Consider the following 24,272-nt stretch of genomic DNA (forward strand, 5'->3'; position numbering starts at 1 on the left):
GCGGCGCTCATGCCGTGCGGCTCGTCATCGGACCACCAGCACCGAGCACGGAGCGTGGTCGACCACGCCGCGGCTCACCGACTCACCGCTGAAGATACGGGACCACACGCCGGGGTCGCTGGTTCCAACCACGATGAGGTCGGCGTTCACCTGCGTTGCCAGTTCACAGATCTTCTCGACCGGATCCCCGTGCGTGACGACGACGTCCTCACCCGCCACCGCTGCCGGCAGGGTGATCGTGGCCTCCGCCTGCTCGTCATCGGGCTCGAGCGGCGGCATCACGGGCGCCACCGGCGGGAGGAGGGCGAGCGCCGCGTAGCCTAGCCAATCGAGCTCGCGCAGCTCGTGGACCCGGTGGTGCATCGGCTCGTGGTCCGAGGCCACGTTCACGACGATCACCGTGTCATGCTCGTCTGCGATCCGGACCGCGAACTCGGCCGCCTTCCACGAGCTCTCGTCGTCGGCGACAGCGAGCACGATCACCATGCTGTTCGATGTTGGGGCATCGGCTGCGGGATTGGAGGCGGTGGGGCTGGGGGCTGCGTCGGTCATGAACCCATCATGCCCGTCGCCGCCAGGCGAAACGGAACCAGTCTGAGGGTTGTCGTTCCCTCGACACGGGTAGGGCGTCGACGGCTCGCCTCCGGTCCCACGTCCGCAACAATCCAAGGAGCACATGATGTCGATCCCCGATCCCCTCAGCCCTGATCCCGGCGTCGTCCCTTCGCCCGCTCCCCCGGTGCCCGACCCAATCGAACCTCCGTCGCCTCTGCCGCCGCCGATCGGGCCGCAGGATCCGCCTGAGCCGCTCGTGCCCAACGACCCTCCCGAGCGGCCGATCGTGTGATCAAGCTCTGGTCAGTTTGACCGGGTGCGGATCGGCGCCGGTCTGGAAGTAGAGCGTCGGGCCGTCACAGCTGTAGGTGGTGTCGTTCACGGGAATCGACGTGAGCATGTCACTACCGAGATCGCCGGCGTCGAGCTCCATCCCCCCGACGTTGACCGTGATGTTCATCGAATTGGATTCGAGCTCGGTCGTGATGACACCATCGCTCGCCTCGTAGCTTCCTTCGGCGACGCCGTCGGCCTCGGCGTTGGCGATCTGGCCGCTGAGGTCCATCTCGAGCTCGAACACGGCGTTGTAGACGAAGTGCTGATCGAGGAACTCGAACCGAGCCGACCCGGTTGCCGTCATCGGCACACCCGACGCCTCGCCGAGTGCGGCGTAGTAGGCCGCCAACTCGTCTTCGGTGATGTCCCACTCGCCCTCGAGACACGACCCATCGTCAGCACCCGTAGCGGCACCGGTGTCGGTGGCATCATCCGAGTCACTGCCATCGGAGTCACTGCCATCCGAGCTGCTGCCTTCCGAGTCGCTGTCGTCCGCAGCGTCGGTGTCACCGCTCCCGGTGGTCTCGGACCCCGCGGTGGTCGTCGTTGGCTGGCGTTCCTCGCCGGTGGTGGCGGTCGTTGCGTCGGTGGCCGACGCCAATCCATCGCTCGAACCGCCGCACGACGCGGCGAGCGCGAGGACGGTGAGCACCAACAACAAACGCAAGACCTTGGGCATGCGGGCCATACTCGCGCGGGTGGGCACCGATATACGAAGGGGCCCCGATGGAGACGCGGCAGTTTCGGAGGTCCGGCCAGTGGGTAGCACGCTGGGCGTGCTGCAACCCCTCTCCCCTGACCACCTCGATGCGATCGTCATGGCGATCCAGCGGGGCGACGAATCGGCGTTCGCCGCCTTCTACGACGCGATGGCGCCGCTCGTCCTCGGGATCGTCGGGCTCACCGTGAAGGATGCAGTGGGCCGCTTCGACGTCGCCGCCGGAGCCTTCGTCCAGCTGTGGCAGCAGGCACCGCAGTTCGATCGAGCGACCCAGTCCGTCACCAGCTGGGTCGCTGCGACGGCCCATGCCCGGGCCGTCGCCTCGCTGGGTGCGGCCTGAACGCTCTAGGGAACGAACACCAGGAGTGAGGCGGCGTGCTTGTCGACGTCGAAGTTCCCTCGGCCTCCGAAGATCTCACCGTCGGCCGCCAGGTCGAGTTCGCCGCGTTCGGTGGCCACCGTGACGTGATCGACCGCCGCCTGGTGGTAGGTCGGCGAACGATCGAGGCGGCCGGTGAGAAGCGCCAGCGCCAACCGCAGGCGGGCCCAGAGGACCGAGCCGTCGATGATGCGCAAGTCGAACTGCCCATCGTCAAGCTGACCGCGAGCCGCCGGTACGAAACCGATCGGCCGGTACACCCCGTTGCCGATGAAGATCATCCAGACGCACATTTGCCGTCCGTTGATCGACGCCTCGATGGGCTCACTCGTCGCCAGAACCTCGGCCAGGGCCACCACCATGGCCAGCCGCTTGCCAATGGCGGGTTCGAGTTCTTCGCGCCGAGCGACGAACTCGCTGTAGGTGCCGAAGCTCGCCGTGTTGACGAAGCGGTGGCCGTCGATCGTCCCCGTGTCCACGGCGGCGACCGTGCCGGCCCGGATGGCCGCCAGCGTGTCGTCCACCGACGCCACACCGAGGTCTCGGGCGAAGTGATTGAGCGTCCCACCGGGGAAGACGGCGAGCGGGACGTCGGCGGCAATTGCCGCATCGGCAGCAGCACTGATGGTGCCGTCACCCCCGACCACCCCGAGCGCCTGGCAGTGGGCGGCGGCCTTCGCCAATACCTCGTCGAGCGGATCGTCGGCGTCCACCTCGACGATGTCGACCCGAGGAAGGGCGGCCGAGATCGCTGCGACATCGTCGTCGTATCGACCGTCACCGGCGGATCCGTTGACGACGACCACCAGGCCGTCGCCCTCATCGCAAAGTCTCGTCTCCCGCACCTGCAATTGTGGCGTCGGCGTGGAGATGTCGGGATCGAGGCGAGGCCAGATCCGAGTCGTTGCTCCCGCCAGCGCGAGACCGACGCCGGCGCCGACGACGATGTCGCTCGGGTAGTGCACACCGGTCGTGGCCCGGGACAAACCCAACAATCCCGCCAGTGGGACCACGATCGGCGCCGCGATCGGCAGCTCCATCACCGTCGCCGCGGCGAAGGCTGCGGCGGAGGCACTGTGTCCCGAGGGGAACGACGATGACACCGGTCGGCGGACGAACGGAAGTGCTCGAGCCACGACGTCAGGTCGGTGTCGGGGCAGGAGCGGTTTGAGCCCGGCGTTCACGACGAGCGATGACGCGGCGATCGAGAGGACGCCCCGGAGCGCTGCTCGCCGTCCCGCTCGACCACCGAGCGCCGCCTCCGCGAGCGCGACGGCCGCCCACAGTTTGGAATGGTCGGCGGCACGAGTCAGCAACGCGAGCCGACGATGTGCCGTCGCCGATGGTGCTCGCATGGCCAGCTGCAGCCCTCGCCGGTCGGCGTCGGCGACGGCACGAACGAGGGCAGCAGCAGTGGACACTCGAGCGATCATCGAGGCGTGGTGCCCACGGAGCGAGCGAGCAAACCTCGACGGTGACGGAGCGAGCCGGCCCCGCCCGACCTCAGCTGACGCCGAGCAGGTCGACCACGAAGATCAGCGTCTCGTTGGGAGCGATCACGCCGCCGGCTCCCTGCGAGCCGTAGCCGAGGTGGGGCGGGATGTGGAGCGTTCGCCGACCGCCGACCTTCATGCCGGCGACGCCGTCGTCCCAGCCCTTGATGACCTGGCCGACGCCGAGCTTGAACTGCAGCGGATCGTTGCGGTCCCACGACGCATCGAACTGTTTGCCGGTCGACCAGGACACACCGACGTAGTGCACCCGTACCCGGCTTCCCGGCCGAGCCTCGTCGCCCGTGCCCACGGTGTCGTCGATGACGACCAGGTCGGCGGGCGGATCTTCCTGGGGAACGGTGACGTCAGGCTTGGTCATGGCGACGACGCTATCGGCGGTGTCAGTCTGCTTCGATGATGGCCCGCAGATCGGGCCACGCCGCGGCGAATCCGGCGTGCAGCGGCCGCTGCTCGACTTCGTCGGGCGAATCCCAGGCGATGGCGTCGGTCTCGAAGTTGATCGAGGCTCCGAACTCACCCGGCACTTCGACGACGAACGTCGTGTACGACCAATCGTCCGCCGGTTGGAACACGGTCTGGCCGACGACCTTCGCTTCGGCCGGAATCGGCCCGATCTCCTCCGATGCCTCGCGAAGTGCGCCCTCGAGCGCCGTCTCGCCCTCGTCGAGCGCTCCCCCGGCGCAGGACCAGGTTCCTCCCTCGTGAGCGAACGCCGACCGCTTCTGGAGCATCACCCGCGGGCCGTCGGGGAATCGCACGATGAAGACCACACCGGCGGCGCCGAAGATGCCCCATCGAACGTGCCCGTCGGAACACCTCATGAATCCGTCACCTGAGCGCGTCATGGGTCGCAGGCTAGGCGGCCCGACCGTCAGTCGTCGCCCTCGTCGAGAGCGAGTACCAGGTCGCTCTGCTCCGGATTCTGACCCACGGCGATCAGTTCTCGCACGGCGTAGTAGAGCATCAACACGATCGAGATGAAGGTGCCCCCGGTGATCGCTCCGCCGAGCAGGACGGCGTAGTACACCCAGAGGTACCAGGACCGCTCGACGTCGGCCTCACCGATCGGGAAGCTCAGGAACATCAACAGCATGACCGAACCGACGATCACGCCGACCGTCAGCTGAGCGATCTGGCGGATACGCACGTAGTGCTCGGCCCGGAACTCGCGATCATGCGAGATGGAGAAGGTCAGCAACGTCAGCATGAGTGCCAGCACCGTGGCGCCGCCGGCCACGTAGGCGGAGGCGGCAAATCTGACCGTTGGAAGGACGGCGTCGAGCAGCCGCTGCGCCTGGAACGAGTTGGCGGTACCGACGATGGCCATGCCGGCAAAGCCCACCAACGCGGCGACGACCCCGCCCAGCAGCGCCAGGCGAAGGTCGTCGCGTCGAGCCTCCCGATCTTCGGGCAGCTCGTCCTCCTGTGAGGTGGAGGAGGTGGTGGTCGGCGACCGCGTGGTCATCGACCGGCCGGCTGGTGATCAGCCCTCACTGGTGGCGTCGGTCGAGCCGTCGTCCATCGAGCCGTCGTCGGTGGCACCGTCGTTGGTCTCGCTGTCGATCTCGTTCTCGAGTTCCTCGGCGCCGGAGTCGATCTGGTCATCGAAGCCGTCGACCGGATTGTCGATGTCGGTGGAATCACCGTCGTCGTCGCTGCACGCAGCCGCACCGAGGGTGAGACCTGCGACGACGACGCCGGTTCCTACGTAGCGTGCAAGTCGATTCCTCATGCCACACGTCCTCGGAGGACGGCAATGAGGCCAATGATCGCCAAGGCGGCGATGACAATTCCGATGATGCCCATGGTTGGACTCCTTCACTGGTGAGGCCCAGGTCCTCCCCGACCTCACCCCCGCCAAACCAACTTTGGAGAATTCGCTCCGCTCAGCGGTGTCAACTCGCCAAAGTTGCTTGGCAAATTTGGCGTCTGCGGCGGATTGGCACTTGCGCCAGTGGGTAATGCGGGGGCATGCAGCGAGCTGAGCACGACGACCGCCGACCCGACCCTGGCAGACACGAGGTGAGTGTGGGCGAACCTCACACCTCGGCGGCCGGGGCGGAGGCGATCGTCACCACGATGACCCGCAGCCTCGACGCCCTCGGCCCGGTCCGCACCGGACGGACGCTGTTGCGTATCAACCAACCCGAGGGGTTCGACTGCCCGGGTTGCGCCTGGCCCGACCCAGCACCCGACGAGCGCAAACGAGCCGAGTTCTGCGAGAACGGTGCGAAGGCGGTCGCCGAGGAAGCGACCAGGGAGCGGGCCGATCGCCGGTTCTTCGCCGAGCACTCCCTGGCCGACCTGAGGACACGCTCGGACTTCTGGCTCGGTCGTGCCGGCCGTCTCACCGAGCCGATGATCAAACGCCCGGGAGCGACCCACTTCGAGCCGATTGGCTGGGACGAGGCCATCGCTCAGATCGCCGCCTCACTCACCGCGCTCGGCGACCCGAACGGGGCGATCTTCTACACCTCGGGCCGCACGAGCAACGAGGCCGCCTGGCTCTACCAGTTGCTGGTGCGGTGCTATGGCACCAACAACCTCCCGGACTGCTCCAACATGTGCCACGAGCCGACGAGCCGCGCCCTCGATCGAACGATCGGAATCGGCAAGGGGACGGTCCGACTGACGGACTTCTACGAGGCCGACACGATCGTGATCGTCGGCCAGAACCCCGGCACCAACCATCCACGGATGCTGACCGCCCTCGAACGAGCCAAGCAGAACGGTGCTCGCATCATCGCCGTCAACCCGCTTCCCGAGGCGGGGCTACGCCGCTTCGACAATCCCCAGACCGTTCGAGGACTGGTGCTCGGAGGGACCGAGTTGGCCGACCTCCACCTCCCGATCGGCCTCGGTGGAGACCAAGCGTTGTTCCAGTTGTGGTCGTCGATGCTGCTACAGCGCGAGCGTGTCGGTGAGGTCACCATCGATCGGGCATTCATCGAGCACTACACCGAAGGATTCGACGCCTTCGTCGACCACGTCGCCGATGCCGACCACGACGAGCTCCTCGCCATGACCGGCCTCGACGCAGCGCTGGTCGCCGAGGCGTTCGACCTGCTCGCTCGGTCCGACCGTGTGATCATCTGCTGGGCAATGGGGGTCACCCAACACCGCAACGGGGTGGCGACGATCGACGAGATCGTCAACTTCGCACTGCTTGGTGGCCACATCGGTCGACCCGGCGCCGGACTCTGCCCGGTGCGGGGCCACAGCAACGTGCAGGGCAACCGGACGGTTGGCATCTGGGAACAGGTCCAGCCCGAGGCGATCGAGGCCCTCGAGCGCCGCTATGGACTCGATCTACCTCGCGCTGCCGGCCACGACACCGTCGAGTCGGTCCGGGCGCTGCGCGATGGCCGGGCTCAGATCTTCTTCGGTATCGGCGGCAACTTCGCTCGAGCGACACCTGACACCGAGGTCGTCGAAGCGGCGTTCGCGTCGACGCCGCTGGTCGTCAACGTCTCGACCAAGCTGAACCGGTCGCATCTGCTAACCGACCACACGTCCATCATCCTGCCAGCGCTCGGACGGACCGACCTCGACGAGCAGAACGGCACCGACCAGTTCGTGACCGTCGAGGACTCGATGACGATGGTGCACTCGTCTCGTGGCGGTCTCACGCCGCCAGGCCCCGACGTGAAGAGCGAGGTTGCGATCATCTGCCTGCTTGCCGTCTCGCTCCTCGGTACCGATCACCCGGTTCCGTGGGCCGAGTTCCGCAACAACTACGACCTCGTTCGCGACGCCATGGCGGAGACGATTCACGGCTTCGCCGACTACAACCGCCGTGTCCGGGTACCCGGCGGCTTCGAGCTCCCACACCCGCCGCGAGACGACCGGCGGTTCCCCACAGACGACGGCAAGGCCCACTTCTCGATCACCCGCCCAGAGCGACCAGCCGGCCGCCTCCTGCTGCAGACCATGCGCTCGCACGACCAGTACAACACCACGATCTACGGTCACGATGACCGCTACCGAGGGATTCGCGGCGACCGCCACGTGATCCTGCTCTCCAGTGCTGACCTGGCGGCGCGCGGGCTGACCGATGGCGACCGGGTCGACATCATCACCGACCTCCCCGGCCCCGAGCGTCGAGTGCGTGACTACCTCGTCATCGAGTACCCGACGCCACCCGGCGCCGCTGCGGCCTACTACCCCGAGACGAATGCGCTCATCCCGCTCGATCATCACGATCCGAATGTGCGAACGCCGGCGTCGAAATCGATCCCGATTCGCCTCGAACGTCGCTGACTGGCGGCGGCACAGCGGCCGTGGGGCAGGTCTCAGCCGAGGTCGAAGGTCGTGCCCTCGCCGAGCGGTGGGAAGGCGACCGGTCGTCGTTCGAGGAAACTGGCGATGCCCTCACCAACGTCGGGACCCTTGAGTGACTGGCGCATGAGATCGTCGGACTGGTCCATCGCCCGGTGGGCGTCCATCTCCGACTGGGTGGTCACCTGGTACTTGACGACAGCCGCCGACGCAGGTGAGACATTCGCGGCGATGTCGGAGGCCAACGCCATCACGGTAGAGCGGAGGTCGTCGAGCTCGGCGACGGCGTTGACGAGTCCGAGGCGGAATGCCTCGTCGGCGAGGAACACCCGAGCCGTGATGAGGAGGTCGAGAGCGGTCGCCCGCCCGGCGATCTGGTGGAGCAGCCAGGGCATGCCGTACTCGCCGATGAGGCCTCGGCGAGCGAAGGCCGTGGTGAACTTCACCCCGGCAGCAGCGACGCGGAAGTCGCATTGCAGGGCGTAGGCCAGGCCGACCCCGGCGCAGGCACCGTTGATCATGGCGATCGTTGGCTTGGTGATCTCGAGTGGCGTGCGCGTGGAGACAATGGCATTCGGGAGTGGCTCCTGGCCTTCGCCGGGGCGATGTGCGAGGTCGGCGCCGGGACAGAAGCCGCGGCCGGTGCCGGTCACGACGATGACCCGAACCGATGGATCGGCCTGCGCCTGGAGCAGCCGTCCGAAGTAGGCGACCTCCATGTCGCCGGTCATCCCATTCATCTGGTCGGGGCGATTGAAGGCGATGGTGGCGACGTTGTCGTCGACCTCGTAGGTGCAAAGGGTCTCGTCGAAGGTGTGCATGGCCCTTTCATAGTCCAGGCTCGACCGACGCTTCAGATGGCCAACGCCGACGATGGCCCGACCATCGCCCATCGTGTTGGTGCCGCTACTGTTCGGCGATGGCTGGAGAACCACCGGAGCTGTTCGACAGCGTCGCCCAGATCGAAAGCCTGGCCGAGAGGGCGATTCGAGAGGGCCAACGGCGGGGTCAGTTCGACAACCTGGCCGGCCATGGGCGCCCCCTGCCCGACCTCGACACCGAGCGGCCTGCAGGTTGGTGGGCGAGCCGGTGGATCGAGACCGAGCAGCGGCGACAGACGGCCGAAGAGGTGCGTGAGCACCGACGAGCCGTCCGCAACCAGGCCCTCCACCACGACGACGTCGCCGTGCTCCGGGCCCAACTCGACGAGCTGAACGCCCAGATCCGAGCGCACAATCGCTCGTCGGTCGACGCCGAGCACCACGTCGAGTTGGTCGATGTTCACGAAGCCATCGGCCTGTGGATCCGACTCCGTCGCACCAAGCGAGAACAGCGGAGTCGCTGGGGTCTGCTCTGACCGGTGCGTCGGACGACCGGTTTCGCTCTCATCGCAACCGGGTAGGCACCGACCCGGTCGGCACCGCCGCCGACCGCACGACCGGGAGGCGCGATGGAGACAACGGACGTTGGCGATGCGTCTACCGCGTCACCCTCCGGTGGTCGAGCTCCGATCTGCATCGTCTCGTTCCAGCTCCCTGCCGTCTACGACGCGGCCGAAGGTTGGCAGCGCAACAGCAGCAGCCTGGTGAACGACGTCGCCACCTCACTGCGGGGCACACGTGCGCACTGGTACGGGTTCGCCACCCACCGTGAACCGCCGCCCCCCAGCGGCGACCTGTCCCTGCACACGATCGTGGTTCACCGCACCGAGATCGCCGAGGCGATCGAGGGTTTCGCCGACCGGACCCTGTGGCCGGCACTGCACGGTTTGCGGGACAACATCGAAGTGCGGGACTCGTGGTGGTCGGCGTACGAGCAACTCAGCGATCGTGTGGCTCGTATGTTGGCCAACCAGTTGCCTGTCGGCACCTCGGTGTGGATGCACGGTCGACATTTTCTCGGCGTGCCGCGGTTGTTGCGGGAACTCCGACCCGATCTCCAGATCGGGGTGTTCTGCCACACCGCCGTGGACGGCGACACGATGGCCACCCTGTCGTCCGCGGTCGAGCTCGCGAGACGTGTGGCGGCCGCCGACGTCATCGGTGTGCAGACCGACGCAGATGCGGTCAGCGTGCAGCGGATGCTTGCAGCCAGCGGACTGGCGCACGACGATCTCCCTGAGATCCACGTCGAACCGGTCGGCATCGACACCGAAGCGTGGCTCCGGCAGCTCGACGACCCGGTGGTGGCCGCGCTCAGCTCCAAGCTCCGCCTGCCCGGCGGCGTCCTGGCCGTCGGGGTCGATCACCTGCACTACAGCGCCGGAGTGATCCACAAGCTCCTTGCCATCGAGACCTTGCTCGAATCGGGTGCACTCGGCGCCGACGACCTCCGACTCGTGCAGATTGCCCTCCCGACGTCGCTCGCAGGCCCCACCCATCGGTTCCTGCAATCCCAGCTGGAGGAGATCGCCACCCGGATCAATGGCGCCCATCGTCGCTCCGACGGTCTCGACGTGATCGACATCGTGTCCTCACCTCCGTCGCCTCGAGAACTCGCCGCCCTCTACCGCGCCGCCGACGTTGCGCTCGTGACCCCGGTCAGAGACGGCTTCAATCGGGTGGCCGTCGAGTACTCGCTGGCCAATCACGACCGACCGTGTGTCCTCATCCTCAGCGATGGCACCGGTACGTCGCATCATCTCGGTTGGCACTGCGTGACCGTCGATGCGTCGGATGTCCTCGCCATTGCCGCCGCGCTCCGGCGTGTCATCGCCGACCCCGATTCTCCCGACCGAGGGTCGGCCGAGCGTCGCGCCGCCGTCGCTCGCTCACTCGACAGCACCACCTGGGTCACCCGTTGTCTCGATCGCCTGGCCGGTGCAGCCGGGGTTGCGTGAGCCATCGCCCGCGAGCATCCGTACCTCCACGTTTGTGACCGCGATCCACGGGTACAGCGCCACTCGTTGGCCCGCTCCCCACCCGGAGCGCCCGCTATCGCCGACGTGAAGGAGCAGACATGAGCACCTCAACCGACCGGAAGGTCACCACCGATCTCATCGAAACCCTCGAAGACGGAAGCAGGGGCTTTGCCGAGGCTGCCGAGCGCCTTGCCGGCACCGATCGGCCCGACCTGGCGACACGCTTCGCCGAGTTCGGCCGCCAGCGAGCAGCCTTCTCCCAGGAGCTCGAGTCCATGGCCGCAGCCTACGGTGACGACATCGACGAGAACGGCTCGGTGGCGGCAGCCGTGCACCGTGGCTGGATGAGCATCAAAGACGCCGTCACCGGATCGTCGGCGAGTGGTGTTCTCGACGTGGCGCGCAGCGGCGAGGAACATGCCGTGAGCGAATACCGCAAGGCGCTCGACAGCGACATCTCGATCGACCTTCGCTCCACCGTGGAGCGCCAGTTCGCGGCCGTCAACATCGTCGCCGATGAGGTCAAGACGCTCCAGGCATCGCTGAGCTGACCTCGGCACTCGGCCGCTTCGGCGGCCGTCCAGATCGCGGCGGTCCTCAGTCTTCGCCGCTCTGCTCTCCCAGCGCGAGCGGGCTGAGGATCGCCGCCAGGTCGTCGGGGTGCGTCGTCGGGATCAGGTGATTCGTTGCGATCTCGTGATACGCCCACCGGTCCGACGCCTCGGCGTGACGGGCCGCCTGCCAGAACGCCGAATCGGGCGACTCGTTGGCGTCGGCGGTCGCCTTGACGTAGGTCAACGAGAACGGCCACGCCTCCTGTGGCTTCGAAAGACGCACCGCTTCGCTGAACGTCTTCACCGGCTGCATCGATCGGCGTTCGTTCGACCACGCCGTCTCCACCGGATCGTCGAGTTCCCTCGGGATCGGTGGCACGAGCCAGTCGTCGCCGATGGCGATCGGACCCGAAGTAGCCGGCGCGTTCGCCAGCAGCCCGCCCACGATCGCCAGCAGGGACTGACCATCGGCGGGGACGAAGGCGTCGAGGTAGACCAGCGCCGATACTCGGTCACCGATGTGGTCGAGCGCCCCCGTCACGACCATGCCGCCGTAGGAGAAACCCAGCAACACGATGTCGTCCAGATCCTCATAGAGGACCGTGTTGACGACGTCGGTGACGTGCGTGGACAGGCTGACGCCCGGATGGGTGAGATGCGACCGCTCGCCGATACCGGTCAGGCTCGGCGTGAACACGTCGAGCCCGGATCGGGTGAGGATCGGGCGCACCTTCCGGAAGCCGTGAGCGCCACCCCAGGCACCGTGAACAAGGACGATCGGTCGAGACATCGCGACATCATCGTCGCTGGTGCCCTCGGCTTCAACCACCATACTGGGAACCAATCGACCCCGACCGGACGCTGATCACCACATGCCCCCACTCCCATCGCACCCCGGCGAGCACGAACCCGAGCATCTGCGTGAGCGGTTCGAGCACTTCAAGGACCGGGTCGAAGAAGCCGCGATCGCTGCCGAACTCGAAACCGGTGAGCGCGAAGAGACCCTCGACGAAGCCAAGGCCCACGCGCTGGTCCGAGTCGCTCGGATGACGCTCGGCTTCACCGTCGTGCTCATCGGTATCGCCGCCCTTCCCCTCCCAGGGCCAGGCTGGCTCATCATCGCCGGCGGCCTCACGATCCTGTCACGCGATGTTGCCTGGGCCGATCGTCTGCTCCGCTACATCCGCAAACGCGTCCCGGGGGTGCCCGAAGACGGCAAGATCCCGCGATCCTCGCTGATCACCATGGGCCTGATCACGCTGGCGTTCGTCTCGGCCTCGCTGTGGTGGACCTTCGCACGAGGCTCTGATGACTTCCAGGCCGGCAGCTACGTCGCCACCGAACTCAGCGATCCGATCCTGTCGGTGCCGGTCGCCGACCCCGGCATCGAAGTCGACCTCCCCGACGTCGGCCCCGTCACCCTCCGATCCGACACCTGCGAGCCGGTCGCCTTGGCGGTCGGCGAGCGGTCGAAGGAGAGCGTCGAGGTACTGGGCGTCGACGATCAAACCTGGACGTGCGATGACCCGTCCGTCCAGCGGTTCGTCGAAGCAGCCGGGAGCGGTCGGCTCGAACTCGGCTACTCGACCGATGGCATCGTGTCGTGGTTCCTTGCCGACAACCGACTCTCGACCATCACCACGACCGGAGCAACTGGCGACATCACACTCACCGTGGCAACGACGAGCTGACCCTCAGACCGCCGTCGGGAGCACGAGCCGGAACGTGGACCCGCTCCCGGGCCCGGCGCTCTCGGCGGTCAGCTGACCGTGATGGCCCGACGCGATCGAACGGGCGATGTTCAACCCGATCCCGAGCCCCGGGCCTTCACGGAAGCGCACGAACCGCTCGAAGATGATCTGCTGCTGGTCGGGAGCGAGACCGTCGCCGGTGTCGACCACCGCGACCTCGCTTCCGTCGGTGGATCGACGGGCTTCGACCGTGACCGTCCCGCCGGGTGGCGTGTGGGCCACCGCGTTCTGGAGGAGGTTGTCGAGGACCTGGGCCAGGCGGAGCGCGTCGCCGTGGGCGGGCACGGCGTTGTCGGCGACGACGACGAGCGTCAGCCCCTTGGCCTCGCACGCCTGTTGGATGCGCGCTGCCGCCTTCCTCGCCAGCTCCGCCAGATCGAGCAACGCCATCTGGTACGTCGCCGCTCCCTCCTCGGCCTTCGACATGAAGGAGAGGTCCTCGGTGATGCGCTTCATCCGGTGCGCTTCGTCGGCGATCTCGCCAAGCGTTTCTGCATCGGGGGTGAGGACGCCGTCGATCAGTCCTTCGAGGTACCCCTCGATGGTGGTGAGGGGATTCCGGAGTTCGTGTGCGACGTCGGACATCAACCGGGCCCGCGACTCCTCGGTCTTCGCCAGCGACGTTCCGAGCGTGTTGATCGAACGGGCAAGGTCGGCCAGCTCGGCCTCCGGTGGGACGTCAACGCAGTGGTCATAGTCGCCGGAGGCAAGTCGGGTGGCCGCCACCTGCATCGGACCGAGGCGGCGCAGGAGCAGCCGGCCGAACACCAGGGCGAGCATCGTGGCCGTGACGAGTCCGACGGCACCCGCAATCAGCACCGACTGGGTCAGCGCGGTGTCATAGGCGGCCTCGATCTCGCTCGACACGACCGGCCCTCGGCCTCGCTGCAGTCCGGCAACGTTCCCCGCATGGAGACCACGATCGAACAACAACGGCGTCAACAGCCGCACGGCGATCAGCCCGGTTGCGACGACGACACTCACGAGCAGGAGCATCGAAAGGAGCAGCCGACTTCGCAGCGTGGTGAACCGGCTCATCCGTGGTCACTGACGAACCGGTAGCCGACGTTGCGCACCGTGCCGATCCACCGGGGATTCGTCGCATTGTCCCCGAGCGCCTTGCGCAGATTTCGGACGTGAACGTCGACGACACGCTCGTCGCCGATGTAGTCCCATCCCCAGACCCGCTCGAGCAGCTGGCGCCGGGAGAACACCCGACCGGGCTGCTCGGCGAGGGCAACGAGGAGATCGAACTCGAGCGCCGTGGTCTCGCAGGCGGCGTCGTCGACGCGGACCCGGCGCTGCTCGACATCGATGTCGAGACCGTTGCCACCGAGCACGGCATCGGGTGTCGGACGGTCTGCTCTCGGTCGGCGCAGGACGGCTTTGATCCTGGCGACCAGTTCTCGGGGGCTGAATGGCTTCGACAGGTAGTCGTCGGCGCCGACCGCCAGCCCGATGAGCCGATCCGTTTCCTCGGCCCGAGCCGTCAGCATGATCACGTAGACATCGGAGAAGCTGCGGATCTGGCGCAGCGCCTCGATGCCGTCCAGTTCGGGCATCACGACGTCGAGGATGACGACGTCGGGTCGGCGCTCGCGTACGGCAGCCACCGCCTCGACCCCGGTGGTTGCGGTGATCGCGGCCCACCCTTCGGCCTCGACGTACTTGCTGATGAGTTTGCGGATCGGGCCCTCATCATCGACAACCAGGATGGAGGTAGCAGTGGCCACGTGACCGATCCTACGTGCCCCGACCAGGGCCAGTGGACGACCGACGGACAGCTTCACGTCAGCTTCACATCCGCCCGCTTCGGGGCTTCATGCGGAAGGCGTCCAATGGACTCGTCAACCAACGAGTTCTCGAGTCCGGGCGGACCAGTCCGGGTCGGCGGGAACCAACTGCAAAGGAAGCCCGTCATGTTCACATCGACGCTCACCCCCGCCATCGCACTCACGCTGGCCCTGACCGCCGGCGCCTGTACGACCCCCGACGTCGGTGCCAGCGGTGCCGACCCCGTCACCACCGTGGCGGCCGAGACTGTCGATGACGCCACGCTGACCGCTGCCACCTCGTCCCAGCCGGTGTCGTTGAGCGATGCTCTCGACGCCTACCCGGTGGCCGACCTGACCGAGGAGGAGATCGCCGGGCTGGTCTACATGCGGGAGGAGGAGAAGCTCGCCTACGACGTCTACGTCACGCTCTACGACCAGTGGGGTCTGAACGTGTTCAGCAACATCTCGAAAGCCGAAACCACTCACCAGGAATGGGTGGCCGAACTCCTCGATCGCTACGGCATCGCTGACCCGGCGACCACGCTGGCGGTCGGCGAGTTCTCCGACCCCGTGCTGCAGTCGCTGTATGACGACCTGGTCGCCCGCGGCTTGGTCTCCGAGGTCGAGGCCCTCATGGTGGGCGCTCTCATCGAAGAACTCGACATCGAGGACCTGCGGGATCGGGCCAGCACCAATGCCGACATCGCCCTCGTGTACGCCGAGCTGGAGCGGGGATCTCGTAACCATCTGCGAGCCTTCGTGCGGCAGCTCGACCGGGTCGGCGTCGACTACGAGCCGGTGTATCTCGACGCCGACGCCTACGACGCCATCGTCTCCACCGATACCGAGCGTGGTGGCGCCCTCTCCGAAGGCTCGATGCACGAGAGCGGCGGACACGGCAACGGCGGTGGCCAGGGACACGGCAACGGTCAGGGCCAGGGCAACGGCGGCAACGGTCGCCGCAACGGCTGACGGCCTCCGTTGGCAGTCAGAGGATGTAGCGGTCGCCCGTCGCCCGCACCGTGATGTCACCGATGGCCACACCCCACGGTTGGTCGATGGCGTGGAGGATGGCGTCGGCGATGTACACGGGTTCGAGAGCGGCGTAGGCCGGATCGTCGGCGTCGAGTGCCTCGGCGCCGGCGGTCCCTTCGCGTAGTGCCTGCATCACGCCCAGGTACTCGGCGGTGTTCTGCCCGAGGATGCCGGTGATCGCCGCCGGGTTGATGACCCCGCCGCCCAATCCGGTGCCCGGAACGCCCGTCGGCTTGACGATCGTGACCTTGATCTGGCCTTGGGTCTCGACGCGGAACGCCTCCGACATCATGTTGACCGCCGCCTTGGTGGCGCCGTAGACCGCAGCGCCGACAACCGGGAAGTTGCCGTAGATCGACGACACGTTGACGACGTGGCCACGCCCCTGGCTCGACATCTGGTCGTACACGGCGATCATGCCGTTCAAGACGCCCTTGATGTTGATGTCGATACATCGGCTCCACGCGTCGGCGGCCGCCTCGTGATCGGAGAAGAAGGCGAGCGGCATGACCCCGGCGTTGTTGACCATGACGTCGACCTCACCGAACTGATCGACGGCGGTCGCGACCACCGCCTTCATGGCGGCGAGGTCGGTCACGTCGGCAACTGCGGTGATGGCCGAGCCCCCGGCGTCGCGGATCTCGCCGACCAGTTCGTCGAGCCGCTCCTGATCGAGGTCGCAACACACCAGGTGCGCTTCACGGGCCGCTGCCTTCTGCGATACCAGGCGCCCGAACCCGCCGGCAGCGCCGGTGACGATGACGGTTCGGCCTACGAGATGGGAGGGAGCTGCAGTCATGCCGTCACCATCGCAGAACCGTTGGAGTTCGTCCATCGCAGCGGCGCACCCGCGCACTCGACCACTCGGTGGGGTTTGCCACCTCGCAGGGCGGGTATCGGCGTGCCATTCCCGAGAGAAAGACCCGCCCATGCGTTTGACCATTTCCGTCGTGATGACCCTCGCCCTCCTCCTCGCCGCTTGCGGATCCGATGCCAGCGACATCAGCTCGGCGGTCGACGATGCCTCGAGCGAAGTGAGTGATCAGATCGAAGGGGCCGACACCGAGGCGCTCAGCGACGACGTGTCCAACGCCGGTCAGCAGCTGCAGTCGCAGATCCAGGAGGCCGACCTTTCGACGCTGTACACCGCCATGGATCTCGTCGGCTTCGATCAGATCAGCACCGCCGAGGCCTTCACCTTCTTCGCTCCCAACGACAGCGCCTTCTCGGCCATGAGCGCCGACGAAATGGCCGATCTGCTCGCCGACCCCGATGCCCTCCGCCAGGTGCTCGAGGACCACTACCTCGACACCACCGTGATGGCCGCCGACTTGGCGACCACACCCAGTGCGACGAGTGCCGGCGGCCTCGAGCTGGTCTTCGACACCTCTGGCGACACCCCGACGGTCAACGGCATCGAGATCGTGCGCAGCGACATCACCCTCGAGAACGGCGTGGTCCACATCATCGACGGTGTGCTCATGGATGCCGACGCATGATCCCGTCGGGTTCGGTGATCGAGGCCGAGGGGCTCGCCAAGCACTTCGGCGAGACGAAGGCGTTGAAGTCGCTCACACTCACGGTCAAGCCCGGCGAGATCGTCGGTGTGATCGGGCCCAGTGGCTCGGGAAAGACCACCGCTGTTCGACTGGTGATCGGCGCCTACGAACCAACGGCGGGCAGTCTTCGGCTGTGGGGGACGCCCGTCGATCAGCTGTCCACCAGTGTCAAGGCGAACATCGGCTATCTGCCGCAGCATCCGGCGCTGCTGCCCCATCTCTCGATCAACGAGAACCTGCACCTGCACGCCTCGCTCGTCGGGCTCAGCGCATTCAAGCGATCCGATCGCTTCGCCGACATGCTCGAGCTGGTCGACCTGGCGGGTGCCGGGAAGACCAAGGTCGCTGCCGCCTCCGGCGGGATGAAGCGCCGGGCTGCCCTGGCGGCGGCCCTCGTGCACGATCCGCAACTGATCGTGCTCGACGAGCCGACCGCCGGCATCGACCCCGTACTGCGCCAGCAGCTCTGGGAACACTTCGAGCACCTGGCCAGCGAAGGCCGCACGCTCCTGATCACCACCCAGTACGTCGGTGAGGCCCGCTACTGCGATCGGGTTGCCGTGATCGTCGAAGGTGAACTCGTCGCGTTCGAGACACCGAAGGGCCTTCGGCACCGGGTCTTCGGCGGCGATGTGATCGACATCGAGTTCGACCGAGAAGTGCCGAGCGACCAACTCGCTCGCATCGCTGAACTCCCCGGCGTGCGCTCGGCCCCTGAGATCACCGGACGACGGAGCGTCAGCGTTGTCACCGACAGCGCCGGCGAGGTCATCGCCCTGATCGGCCCGCTCCTGATCGAGGCAGGCTGCCCGGCGACATCGCTCGAGGAGCGCATCGTCGACTTCGACGCCATGTTCGTTGAGTTGGTTCGCACGTCGGCGAGCAAACCGTTGGCGATGCGGCCATGAGGTGGCTCATCGGGTTCTCGGGTCTCGCCCGCCGAGAACTGAAGACGACCCTCACCCAGCCGCGGCTGCTGCTCGTCCTCGTGCTCGGTCCGTTCGCGATCCTCCTGCTCTTCGGCGGTGGCTACCGCAACGAGACCATCAGTCTCCGCACGATGTTCGTCACACCCGAAAACGAGGAGCTGCGGGCACAGATCGTCGACAACCAGGACAGCTTCGCCGACTACGTGGTTCCTGTCGGCTTCACCGATGACCTCGTCGCCGCCCAAGAACAGTTGCGCAACGACGAGGTCGACATCGTGGTGGTGTTCCCGCCCGATCCCGAGGAGAAGATCCGGGCCGGCGAGCGGGTCGAGATCGCCGTGTTGCACGACAAGATCGACCCGATCCAGCTCGCAGCGGTCGACATCGCCTCGGAGGTCGCCGTTGCCCAGATCAATGCCGCCGTCGTGACCGAGATCGTACGGGTGGGCCAGAGCGAACTCGATGCCGAGGGATCCCAGGTCCAGGAATTGCTCGACCTGTCCGATCGCCTCGACCGTGCCACCGCCGCCCGTTCCGACGCCGAGATCGAGGAGCTGTCGGTCGAACTCGACCAGCGGCTGACGACGGCGGCGTTGGCCGCCGACACCTCGTCACGGCTCCTGGCCGTCACCGGCGAGGACGCACGAACGGCCGATGAGCGAGAACAGCTCGCCCAGCTGCAGTCGGACCTGGATGAAGCCAGCATGACCCTGGCCACGATCCGTCGGGACCCGGCAGCCCAGGATGCACCGCAGCGTGCCGTCGAGCTGAACTCGACCATCCAGGAGCTGTCCGGGCCGCTCGAGGAGTTGCGAAGCATCCCGGCCGAGGTCCTGGTCCGCCCGTTCGATCAGGACACCGAGAGCATCGTCGGCCGCTGGATCTCCCCGGTCGACTTCTTCGTCCCCTCCGCGATCGCCTTGCTGATCCAGCACGCTGCGCTGACCTTCGCTGCCCTCACCATCGTCGGCGATCGTGATCTGGGGATCATGGAGCACTACCAGGTGAGCTCCACTCCCCCGTCGGCCATTCTGCTCGGCAAGGCCGTGGCATTCGTGCTCGTCGGGGGTGTGCTGGCGGCTGCTCTCGTCACCCTCGTGAGGTACGCCCTGGGGGTCAAGATCGAAGGAACGATCTGGTCGCTCGTTGCCGTCTTCGTCCTCCTCCTGGCCGCAGCGGTCGCCGTCGGTCTCGTGTTGTCGATGCTCTCTCGCTCGGACACCCAGGCGGTGCAGTTCGCGATGCTCACCCTCCTTGCCAGCATGTTCTTCGGTGGCTTCTTCCTGAGCCTTGATGCGCTGCGGTACCCGTTCAAGGGCGTGTCCTGGATCCTCCCCGTCACCTACGCCATTCGAGGGCTCCAAGACGTGATCCTTCGGGGACAGGCGCCGAACCCAATCGACCTCGCCGGTCTCGGCGCCATCACGGTTGTTGCCGCAATGGTGGCCTGGCTGCTCCTACGCCGGGAGGTTCGGCCGGCGTGACCGATCCCCAGGCGGTCCCATCGCCGCCGCCGACGGTCGAAGCGAACCTCACGCTCGCCGTGCTCGCAAAGCTCGGACTGTTCGTCGTCGGGACGGTGGTGGTGATCGCCGCCATCGGGCGGGCCCAACAGTTGTTGGCGCTCGTGATCATGGCCGGCGTGCTGTCGGCCGTGGTGGCACCGCTGGTCGACTGGCTCGGCCGGGCGCTCGCTCGGCCGGCGGCCACCCTCGTCGTCCACCTGGTCGCGTTCATCGTGCTCGTGACCGTGACGTCACTGGTCGTCTCCGACATTCGCACCGAATCCGAGCATCTCGAGACCTACGCGAGCGAACAGCTGGCCGAACTCGGCGACGGGGTCGCCCCGATCGCGTTCAGCCGAGCCGATCTGAGTCGACGTGCGGCCGACGCCACGGCGTCGTGGGGTACGACGGCCGTGCTCGGCGATGATGCAGCCACCGGCATCGCCGTGCGGGCCTCGCAACTGGTCGTGATCGTGGTGTTGAGTGTGTTCTTCTCCCTTCAGGGCGATCGGGTGATCGACGCGATGGTGCAGCGCAGCAGCGATCGCGATCGCCGACGCCAGCTGCGAACGATCTGGTCTGATGCCGTCGATGCCGGGGCACGGCAACTCCGTCATGCGCTGGCCCATGGCACGGTGGTTGGCATCATTGCGCTGGTCGTCACCCGCTCGTTCGGGCTTCCCGGCGCCACGCTGCTCGCCTTCTGGGCTGCGGTCGTGTCGCTGGTTCCCGTGCTGGGACCGGTGGTCGGGTGGATGCCGGCTGTCGTCGTCGCCGGCCTGAGCGAGGGTTGGCGGCCGGCGCTCACCATGGCCGCCGTCGCCATCGTCACCGTGGTCGTGTCCAGCCGAGCGAGAGCGGCAACGGCTCCTCCCTTTCGCGTCGGACCGCTTCTCGCCGTCGTCGGCATCGCCTGTGGTGTGAATGCTGCCGGGCTTCCCGGTGCGGCAACGGGGCTGTTCCTGGTGACGGCAGGTGCCTACGCCGCCGCCCATCACTGGTCGAGCGTTGCCGAGCTTGCTGCGGAACGCCACGCCGATGGCGCCGTCGAACGCCCGCCGGCCGGCCATCGTCAGACCGAGCCGGTCGAACAGACCAACGACGCCGACCGGGCACCCCGGGTGTATGTCGACATCTCATCGACAACGTTGCTTCGAGTCGGCGCGCTCGTGGTATTTGCCGTCATGTTCCAGCTGTCGTTGGCGTCGGCCGGTGCCATCGTGATCTGGGTGGCGGTCGGTTTGCTCATCGCCGTTGGACTGGATCGACCGGTCAGCTGGGCCGAGCGACGCCTCCACGCGCCTCGGGCGGCCATCGTCGTGGCCGGAGCGATCGCCGTTGCGACTGCGCTCGCCGGTCTCGGGTGGGCATCGGGCGGCGACCTCGGCAGCGTCGGCTCACTCGATGACGATCTCCCTCAGCTTGCGGCGTCACTCGGTGACCTGCCAGTGGTCGGGGGTCGTCTCTCGGAGTTGGACATCGAAGGGGCCGTCGCCGACTTCCAGCGGCGTGCACCGTCATTGATCGACCGCTCCCCTGTCGCCGGACAGGCGATCGGCTTCGTCGGTGGAGGTGTCGTCGCCCTGTTCTGGATCGTCGCCACGGTGTTGACGGCACTCATCGACGGGCCCCGCGTGATCTCGGCCATCGACCGCCGGATCACTGCTCGCTACACCCGTCAGGTGCGCCGGCTCGCCACCTCGGCCCGCGATGCCCTGGCGGGCTACGTCGCCGGCTCGGCCCTCGTTGCGGCGATCAACGGCTCGCTGATCGGCGCGATGGCAGCGCTCGTCGGCGTGCCGATGCCGCTCATGCTCGCGGTCTGGGCCTTCTCATGGAACTTCGTGCCACAAATCGGCGCCATCATCGGCTGGGCCCCAGTGCTCATCTTGGCCATCGTCCTCCACCCGATCGCGGGACTGGGGTGCGTCGCCTTCTTCGTGATCTACCAGCTGCTGGAGAACAACCTCGTGCAACCGGCCATCGTCGGGCACGCCGTCGACATCTCGGCCCTTGCTGCGCTCGGCGCGGCACTGGCCGGAGGCGCAATCGCGGGCCTCATCGGTGCGGTGCTCGCCATCCCGATCGTCGGTGTGCTCCACGCGTTGCGCACCGAGTGGTCGAGCGACGACTTCCCCCGCCTGCGGCCACGACCCGCTGTGGCATGATGAGCGGCCATGCCCAAGCTCACAGCGACCGAAGTCCGCGAACTCCTCACCGAACCGGGAATCCTGGTGCGGATCGGCACGGTTGACGACAACGGCTATCCCCGTGTGGTCCCCACGTGGTTCATCCTCGTCGACGACGACATCGTCTTCACCCCACGCTCGCCGGCCGCCTTTCTCGCCAACATTCGCCGCGATCACCGGGTCGGGCTCTCGATCGACGAGGACGCGCTTCCGTATCGCAAGCTCACCGTGCAGGGCGATGCTCGCATCGTTCACGAAGCGGGCGAGGACGACGAGTGGCGGGACCTTTACCGGAGCATCGCCAAGCGCTACGTCGGTGAGGAATCTGCCGATGCGTACGTCGACAACACCATCGACCAGCCGCGGGCGTTGATCGCCGTTTCGCTCGCCAACTCGACCACCTCGACCTGGCGCATGCCAGTCGAAGGCGAATCCGGCACCGGGATCTGGGCTCGCCGGTACTACGGCGACGGCACGATCATGGCAAAGCGCGCCGATGGTCGAGATTGATCGCGCGCAGGCTCGATCACCGATGGTCCGGCTCGATCCTCACCGGGTCACCGACCCGTAGCTCACCCTGGCCAAGCGGCACGGCGTAGAGCCTGCTCGACCCCGGATGGTCCTCGTGACGGATACGAGCGAAGTCACCGTCGACGAACCACTGGGCGTTCTTCCCGCAGGGGACGGCATGCGCCGTGACGACCATCGGCACACCGCCGCTCGAGACGTGCAGCCCGGTGATCCGACCAGCCGAGGTCCGCGCACCGTGTCCGAGCAGCACCCGAATCCGGCCGATGTCTCCCAGGTGATGGATCCCGTCGTGGAGCACATGGCGAGCGAACCAGCCGGCGGTGTGGGCCTGCCCCGCCAACAGACACGGGGTGTCCCACCCCGCACGGTCGAGTCCGGCGAGGATCGAGTGCATCTGTTCGAACTCCCGGTCCAGCCGCTCGAACGTAGCGGCGACGTCGACGATCGTGGGCTCTTCGTCGAACGACGGTGGCACGGGCGAACCCAGGTCGACGCCCGGATGCTCGAGGACGTACTCGAGAGCTCGCCGGTTGAGACGGGCGACCTGTCCGACGTGCTCGAGGTACTCAGCCGATCGTGCTGGCGGTCACCGCTCGAACCTCCACTCGCCGGCGTCGATGGCCTGCCGCTCGATCCGGACGCTCGGGACTCCCGGCAGCGAGTAGTAGCCGAGCGCAACGGTGACCGACGTGGGATTGGCCTCCTGGATGCGTACGAGCTCTGTCTCACCCGTGGCGGTGTTGGTGAGCGACCAATGATCGGTGAGGGAGGAGAGCCCTTCGGCCAGCACCTGATCGATGGCCTGTTCCTGCTCGGCGTGGCGCCCGATGGCGGCGCCGAACACGGTGCACGCCAGCCACACGTCGTCGCTCGGCTTCACGAAGCCGCAGAGTTCGTTGTCGTGGTCACGCCGGATCTCGATCATCGGACGAGTCTGTCAGCCACACCGACCCTGGATCGGGCATTTTCGGGCGTGCCCGTAGGATCGACCGATGGGTGCAGGGGCAAAGAGCGAAGCGATCCGACTCGTCGAATCGGCGAATCAGCTGATCGTGGCGGCGAGCTCCGGCGGCGACGTGGCCGACGCTCACACCGAACGAATCCGCCGAGCGCTCGATCATGGCCTGTCCCGTCGCGTCGACCATCGGGTCCGTGAAACCCACATCGAAGCGCCGGGCTGGTACGACCTCACCGCAGACGAGGTGGACGGTCTCGTCGCCAACGAAGCGGGAATGCTCGTGGTGCTCGGGTCTCATCCGAACGGACGAATTCGCGAAGCTGCCGTTCACCTCGCTCAGCCGATCGTGGAACCGACGGACCCGAACGCGCGCAAACCACCGGCAGGTGTGACCCGTATGCTCGCCCAGCGATCGCTCGACCCGACCCCGCCGGTGCGCGAGGCTGCGATTTCCCTGGTCGCGGCGCTGTTCCGCAACGAGCTCCGTCCGGAGTTCAGCGGGCGGATGCCCACCGGGGTCGAACGAGCAGCGCGAGAAATCGTCGCCCAGAGCAGGGCCGTCGTGCGCTGTCCGCAGCTCGTCGAGGCGGCGCTCGATCTGTTCGCGTGCCGCATCGGTCGCTACTCCGTCGACGGGGTTCGAGATCATCACCAGCACACCCTCACCGAAGTCGACCGCCGGGAACAGGTGCTCGCCGAGCTCCGCCGCCTGGTGACGACGCTCGACGACGAGGCCCAGATCGCCGCCGGCAACCGATTGATCGAGTTCTACGAGCGCTCGCTCCGTCCGGTTCGGGCCGACGACGAGGGTGCGGTCATCGACCCAGCTTCGTCGTAGCGCAC

The 24,272-nt window shown here is 67.1% G+C and carries 26 protein-coding genes and 1 pseudogene; 13 read left to right on the forward strand and 14 right to left on the reverse strand.

All coding sequences use genetic code 11. The features are described from left to right. Positions 1-24: 24 nt before the first annotated feature. Entirely contained in the window at positions 25-552 is a 528-nt protein-coding gene (locus tag R2733_23860) for a universal stress protein (GenBank protein ID MEZ5379558.1), read from the reverse strand. Between the two features lie 295 nt (positions 553-847). Then, the gene (locus tag R2733_23865) at positions 848-1,570 is read right to left on the reverse strand and encodes a hypothetical protein (GenBank protein MEZ5379559.1); all 723 of its coding nucleotides are present in this window, start codon (positions 1,568-1,570) and stop codon (positions 848-850) included. Positions 1,571-1,649: 79 nt separating this feature from the next. On the opposite strand from R2733_23865, the gene R2733_23870 reads away from it, so the two are divergent. Further along, a complete protein-coding gene (locus R2733_23870) occupies positions 1,650-1,952 on the forward strand; it encodes a hypothetical protein (GenBank protein MEZ5379560.1) in 303 nt (100 codons plus the stop codon). 5 nt (positions 1,953-1,957) lie between these two features. Here R2733_23870 and R2733_23875 read toward each other — a convergent pair whose 3' ends face one another. The 5 genes from R2733_23875 to R2733_23895 form a co-directional block, all read right to left on the reverse strand. Further along, a complete protein-coding gene (locus R2733_23875) occupies positions 1,958-3,412 on the reverse strand; it encodes a phosphatase PAP2 family protein (protein ID MEZ5379561.1) in 1,455 nt (484 codons plus the stop codon). Between the two features lie 82 nt (positions 3,413-3,494). Beyond that, the gene (locus tag R2733_23880) at positions 3,495-3,863 is read right to left on the reverse strand and encodes an FKBP-type peptidyl-prolyl cis-trans isomerase (GenBank protein ID MEZ5379562.1); all 369 of its coding nucleotides are present in this window, start codon (positions 3,861-3,863) and stop codon (positions 3,495-3,497) included. Positions 3,864-3,885: 22 nt separating this feature from the next. Further along, positions 3,886-4,350, reverse strand: coding sequence for an NUDIX hydrolase (locus R2733_23885; GenBank protein ID MEZ5379563.1), 465 nt, complete (start codon positions 4,348-4,350; stop codon positions 3,886-3,888). Positions 4,351-4,376: 26 nt separating this feature from the next. Beyond that, the gene (locus tag R2733_23890) at positions 4,377-4,970 is read right to left on the reverse strand and encodes a hypothetical protein (GenBank protein MEZ5379564.1); all 594 of its coding nucleotides are present in this window, start codon (positions 4,968-4,970) and stop codon (positions 4,377-4,379) included. An 18-nt stretch (positions 4,971-4,988) separates the two neighbouring features. After that, entirely contained in the window at positions 4,989-5,237 is a 249-nt protein-coding gene (locus R2733_23895) for a hypothetical protein (protein ID MEZ5379565.1), read from the reverse strand. Between the two features lie 296 nt (positions 5,238-5,533). Between R2733_23895 and R2733_23900 the strand changes: the two genes are divergently transcribed. Next, positions 5,534-7,765 carry an FdhF/YdeP family oxidoreductase gene (locus tag R2733_23900; GenBank protein MEZ5379566.1) on the forward strand — a complete coding sequence of 744 codons (2,232 nt, stop codon included), beginning with the start codon at positions 5,534-5,536 and terminating at the stop codon, positions 7,763-7,765. Between the two features lie 32 nt (positions 7,766-7,797). Here the strand turns inward: R2733_23900 and R2733_23905 are convergent, their stop codons facing one another. Next, on the reverse strand, positions 7,798-8,604 hold the full coding sequence (locus R2733_23905; GenBank protein ID MEZ5379567.1) for an enoyl-CoA hydratase-related protein: 807 nt from the start codon (positions 8,602-8,604) through the stop codon (positions 7,798-7,800). Between the two features lie 98 nt (positions 8,605-8,702). On the opposite strand from R2733_23905, the gene R2733_23910 reads away from it, so the two are divergent. The 3 genes from R2733_23910 to R2733_23920 all read left to right on the forward strand — a co-directional run bounded on the left by R2733_23910 (position 8,703) and on the right by R2733_23920 (position 11,194). Next, positions 8,703-9,140, forward strand: a complete 438-nt coding sequence (locus tag R2733_23910) for a DUF1992 domain-containing protein (protein ID MEZ5379568.1) — start codon at positions 8,703-8,705, stop codon at positions 9,138-9,140. 93 nt (positions 9,141-9,233) lie between these two features. Continuing rightward, complete coding sequence (locus R2733_23915; protein MEZ5379569.1) at positions 9,234-10,622, forward strand: trehalose-6-phosphate synthase; 1,389 nt, start codon at positions 9,234-9,236, stop codon at positions 10,620-10,622. A gap of 119 nt (positions 10,623-10,741) precedes the next feature. After that, positions 10,742-11,194, forward strand: coding sequence for a PA2169 family four-helix-bundle protein (locus R2733_23920; GenBank protein ID MEZ5379570.1), 453 nt, complete (start codon positions 10,742-10,744; stop codon positions 11,192-11,194). Positions 11,195-11,240: 46 nt separating this feature from the next. Here the strand turns inward: R2733_23920 and R2733_23925 are convergent, their stop codons facing one another. Next, entirely contained in the window at positions 11,241-11,987 is a 747-nt protein-coding gene (locus tag R2733_23925) for an alpha/beta hydrolase (protein ID MEZ5379571.1), read from the reverse strand. Between the two features lie 82 nt (positions 11,988-12,069). On the opposite strand from R2733_23925, the gene R2733_23930 reads away from it, so the two are divergent. Further along, positions 12,070-12,888: a PGPGW domain-containing protein gene (locus R2733_23930; protein MEZ5379572.1), complete on the forward strand. Its 819-nt coding sequence runs from the start codon at positions 12,070-12,072 to the stop codon at positions 12,886-12,888. Positions 12,889-12,891: 3 nt separating this feature from the next. Here R2733_23930 and R2733_23935 read toward each other — a convergent pair whose 3' ends face one another. Next, on the reverse strand, positions 12,892-13,986 hold the full coding sequence (locus R2733_23935) for a HAMP domain-containing sensor histidine kinase (protein MEZ5379573.1): 1,095 nt from the start codon (positions 13,984-13,986) through the stop codon (positions 12,892-12,894). Continuing rightward, a complete protein-coding gene (locus R2733_23940) occupies positions 13,983-14,681 on the reverse strand; it encodes a response regulator transcription factor (protein ID MEZ5379574.1) in 699 nt (232 codons plus the stop codon). Before R2733_23940 ends, R2733_23935 begins: the two co-directional genes overlap by 4 nt. A gap of 186 nt (positions 14,682-14,867) precedes the next feature. Here R2733_23940 and R2733_23945 point away from each other — a divergent pair, with 186 nt between their 5' ends. Beyond that, on the forward strand, positions 14,868-15,695 hold the full coding sequence (locus tag R2733_23945) for a DUF2202 domain-containing protein (protein ID MEZ5379575.1): 828 nt from the start codon (positions 14,868-14,870) through the stop codon (positions 15,693-15,695). A 16-nt stretch (positions 15,696-15,711) separates the two neighbouring features. Here the strand turns inward: R2733_23945 and R2733_23950 are convergent, their stop codons facing one another. Next, entirely contained in the window at positions 15,712-16,557 is an 846-nt protein-coding gene (locus tag R2733_23950) for an SDR family oxidoreductase (GenBank protein MEZ5379576.1), read from the reverse strand. Positions 16,558-16,687: 130 nt separating this feature from the next. Between R2733_23950 and R2733_23955 the strand changes: the two genes are divergently transcribed. The 5 genes from R2733_23955 to R2733_23975 are packed head-to-tail and all read left to right on the forward strand — an operon-like array spanning position 16,688 to position 22,450. Then, the gene (locus tag R2733_23955) at positions 16,688-17,257 is read left to right on the forward strand and encodes a fasciclin domain-containing protein (GenBank protein MEZ5379577.1); all 570 of its coding nucleotides are present in this window, start codon (positions 16,688-16,690) and stop codon (positions 17,255-17,257) included. Continuing rightward, positions 17,254-18,225, forward strand: a complete 972-nt coding sequence (locus R2733_23960; protein ID MEZ5379578.1) for an ABC transporter ATP-binding protein — start codon at positions 17,254-17,256, stop codon at positions 18,223-18,225. Before R2733_23955 ends, R2733_23960 begins: the two co-directional genes overlap by 4 nt. Further along, on the forward strand, positions 18,222-19,730 hold the full coding sequence (locus R2733_23965) for an ABC transporter permease (protein MEZ5379579.1): 1,509 nt from the start codon (positions 18,222-18,224) through the stop codon (positions 19,728-19,730). The genes R2733_23960 and R2733_23965 overlap by 4 nt, the downstream gene beginning before the upstream one ends. Then, positions 19,727-21,919 carry an AI-2E family transporter gene (locus R2733_23970; protein ID MEZ5379580.1) on the forward strand — a complete coding sequence of 731 codons (2,193 nt, stop codon included), beginning with the start codon at positions 19,727-19,729 and terminating at the stop codon, positions 21,917-21,919. The genes R2733_23965 and R2733_23970 overlap by 4 nt, the downstream gene beginning before the upstream one ends. A 9-nt stretch (positions 21,920-21,928) precedes the next feature. Continuing rightward, complete coding sequence (locus R2733_23975) at positions 21,929-22,450, forward strand: pyridoxamine 5'-phosphate oxidase family protein (protein ID MEZ5379581.1); 522 nt, start codon at positions 21,929-21,931, stop codon at positions 22,448-22,450. Between the two features lie 16 nt (positions 22,451-22,466). On the opposite strand, the pseudogene R2733_23980 reads toward R2733_23975, so the two are convergent. Together R2733_23980 and R2733_23985 are read right to left on the reverse strand one after the other, a co-directional pair. Next, positions 22,467-23,030: pseudogene (locus tag R2733_23980) on the reverse strand (DinB family protein). 27 nt (positions 23,031-23,057) lie between these two features. Next, positions 23,058-23,396, reverse strand: a complete 339-nt coding sequence (locus tag R2733_23985) for a hypothetical protein (protein ID MEZ5379582.1) — start codon at positions 23,394-23,396, stop codon at positions 23,058-23,060. 67 nt (positions 23,397-23,463) lie between these two features. Here R2733_23985 and R2733_23990 point away from each other — a divergent pair, with 67 nt between their 5' ends. Continuing rightward, the gene (locus R2733_23990) at positions 23,464-24,267 is read left to right on the forward strand and encodes a hypothetical protein (protein ID MEZ5379583.1); all 804 of its coding nucleotides are present in this window, start codon (positions 23,464-23,466) and stop codon (positions 24,265-24,267) included. Positions 24,268-24,272 lie beyond the last annotated feature (5 nt).

Source organism: Acidimicrobiales bacterium (genome assembly GCA_041394265.1).
In the GTDB taxonomy this organism is placed as follows: Bacteria; Actinomycetota; Acidimicrobiia; order Acidimicrobiales; family SZUA-35; genus JBBQUN01.

Excerpts from the sequence above, each read along its gene's own strand:
- R2733_23860 (MEZ5379558.1), bottom strand. The coding sequence starts at position 552 with ATGACCGACGCAGCCCCCAGCCCCACCGCCTCCAATCCCGCAGCCGAT.
- R2733_23865 (MEZ5379559.1), bottom strand. The coding sequence starts at position 1,570 with ATGCCCAAGGTCTTGCGTTTGTTGTTGGTGCTCACCGTCCTCGCGCTC.
- R2733_23880 (MEZ5379562.1), bottom strand. The coding sequence starts at position 3,863 with ATGACCAAGCCTGACGTCACCGTTCCCCAGGAAGATCCGCCCGCCGAC.
- R2733_23885 (MEZ5379563.1), bottom strand. The coding sequence starts at position 4,350 with ATGACGCGCTCAGGTGACGGATTCATGAGGTGTTCCGACGGGCACGTT.
- R2733_23890 (MEZ5379564.1), bottom strand. The coding sequence starts at position 4,970 with ATGACCACGCGGTCGCCGACCACCACCTCCTCCACCTCACAGGAGGAC.
- R2733_23895 (MEZ5379565.1), bottom strand. The coding sequence starts at position 5,237 with ATGAGGAATCGACTTGCACGCTACGTAGGAACCGGCGTCGTCGTCGCA.
- R2733_23905 (MEZ5379567.1), bottom strand. The coding sequence starts at position 8,604 with ATGCACACCTTCGACGAGACCCTTTGCACCTACGAGGTCGACGACAAC.
- R2733_23910 (MEZ5379568.1), top strand. The coding sequence starts at position 8,703 with ATGGCTGGAGAACCACCGGAGCTGTTCGACAGCGTCGCCCAGATCGAA.
- R2733_23915 (MEZ5379569.1), top strand. The coding sequence starts at position 9,234 with ATGGAGACAACGGACGTTGGCGATGCGTCTACCGCGTCACCCTCCGGT.
- R2733_23920 (MEZ5379570.1), top strand. The coding sequence starts at position 10,742 with ATGAGCACCTCAACCGACCGGAAGGTCACCACCGATCTCATCGAAACC.
- R2733_23925 (MEZ5379571.1), bottom strand. The coding sequence starts at position 11,987 with ATGTCTCGACCGATCGTCCTTGTTCACGGTGCCTGGGGTGGCGCTCAC.
- R2733_23930 (MEZ5379572.1), top strand. The coding sequence starts at position 12,070 with ATGCCCCCACTCCCATCGCACCCCGGCGAGCACGAACCCGAGCATCTG.
- R2733_23935 (MEZ5379573.1), bottom strand. The coding sequence starts at position 13,986 with ATGAGCCGGTTCACCACGCTGCGAAGTCGGCTGCTCCTTTCGATGCTC.
- R2733_23945 (MEZ5379575.1), top strand. The coding sequence starts at position 14,868 with ATGTTCACATCGACGCTCACCCCCGCCATCGCACTCACGCTGGCCCTG.
- R2733_23950 (MEZ5379576.1), bottom strand. The coding sequence starts at position 16,557 with ATGACTGCAGCTCCCTCCCATCTCGTAGGCCGAACCGTCATCGTCACC.
- R2733_23955 (MEZ5379577.1), top strand. The coding sequence starts at position 16,688 with ATGCGTTTGACCATTTCCGTCGTGATGACCCTCGCCCTCCTCCTCGCC.
- R2733_23960 (MEZ5379578.1), top strand. The coding sequence starts at position 17,254 with ATGATCCCGTCGGGTTCGGTGATCGAGGCCGAGGGGCTCGCCAAGCAC.
- R2733_23965 (MEZ5379579.1), top strand. The coding sequence starts at position 18,222 with ATGAGGTGGCTCATCGGGTTCTCGGGTCTCGCCCGCCGAGAACTGAAG.
- R2733_23975 (MEZ5379581.1), top strand. The coding sequence starts at position 21,929 with ATGCCCAAGCTCACAGCGACCGAAGTCCGCGAACTCCTCACCGAACCG.
- R2733_23985 (MEZ5379582.1), bottom strand. The coding sequence starts at position 23,396 with ATGATCGAGATCCGGCGTGACCACGACAACGAACTCTGCGGCTTCGTG.
- R2733_23990 (MEZ5379583.1), top strand. The coding sequence starts at position 23,464 with ATGGGTGCAGGGGCAAAGAGCGAAGCGATCCGACTCGTCGAATCGGCG.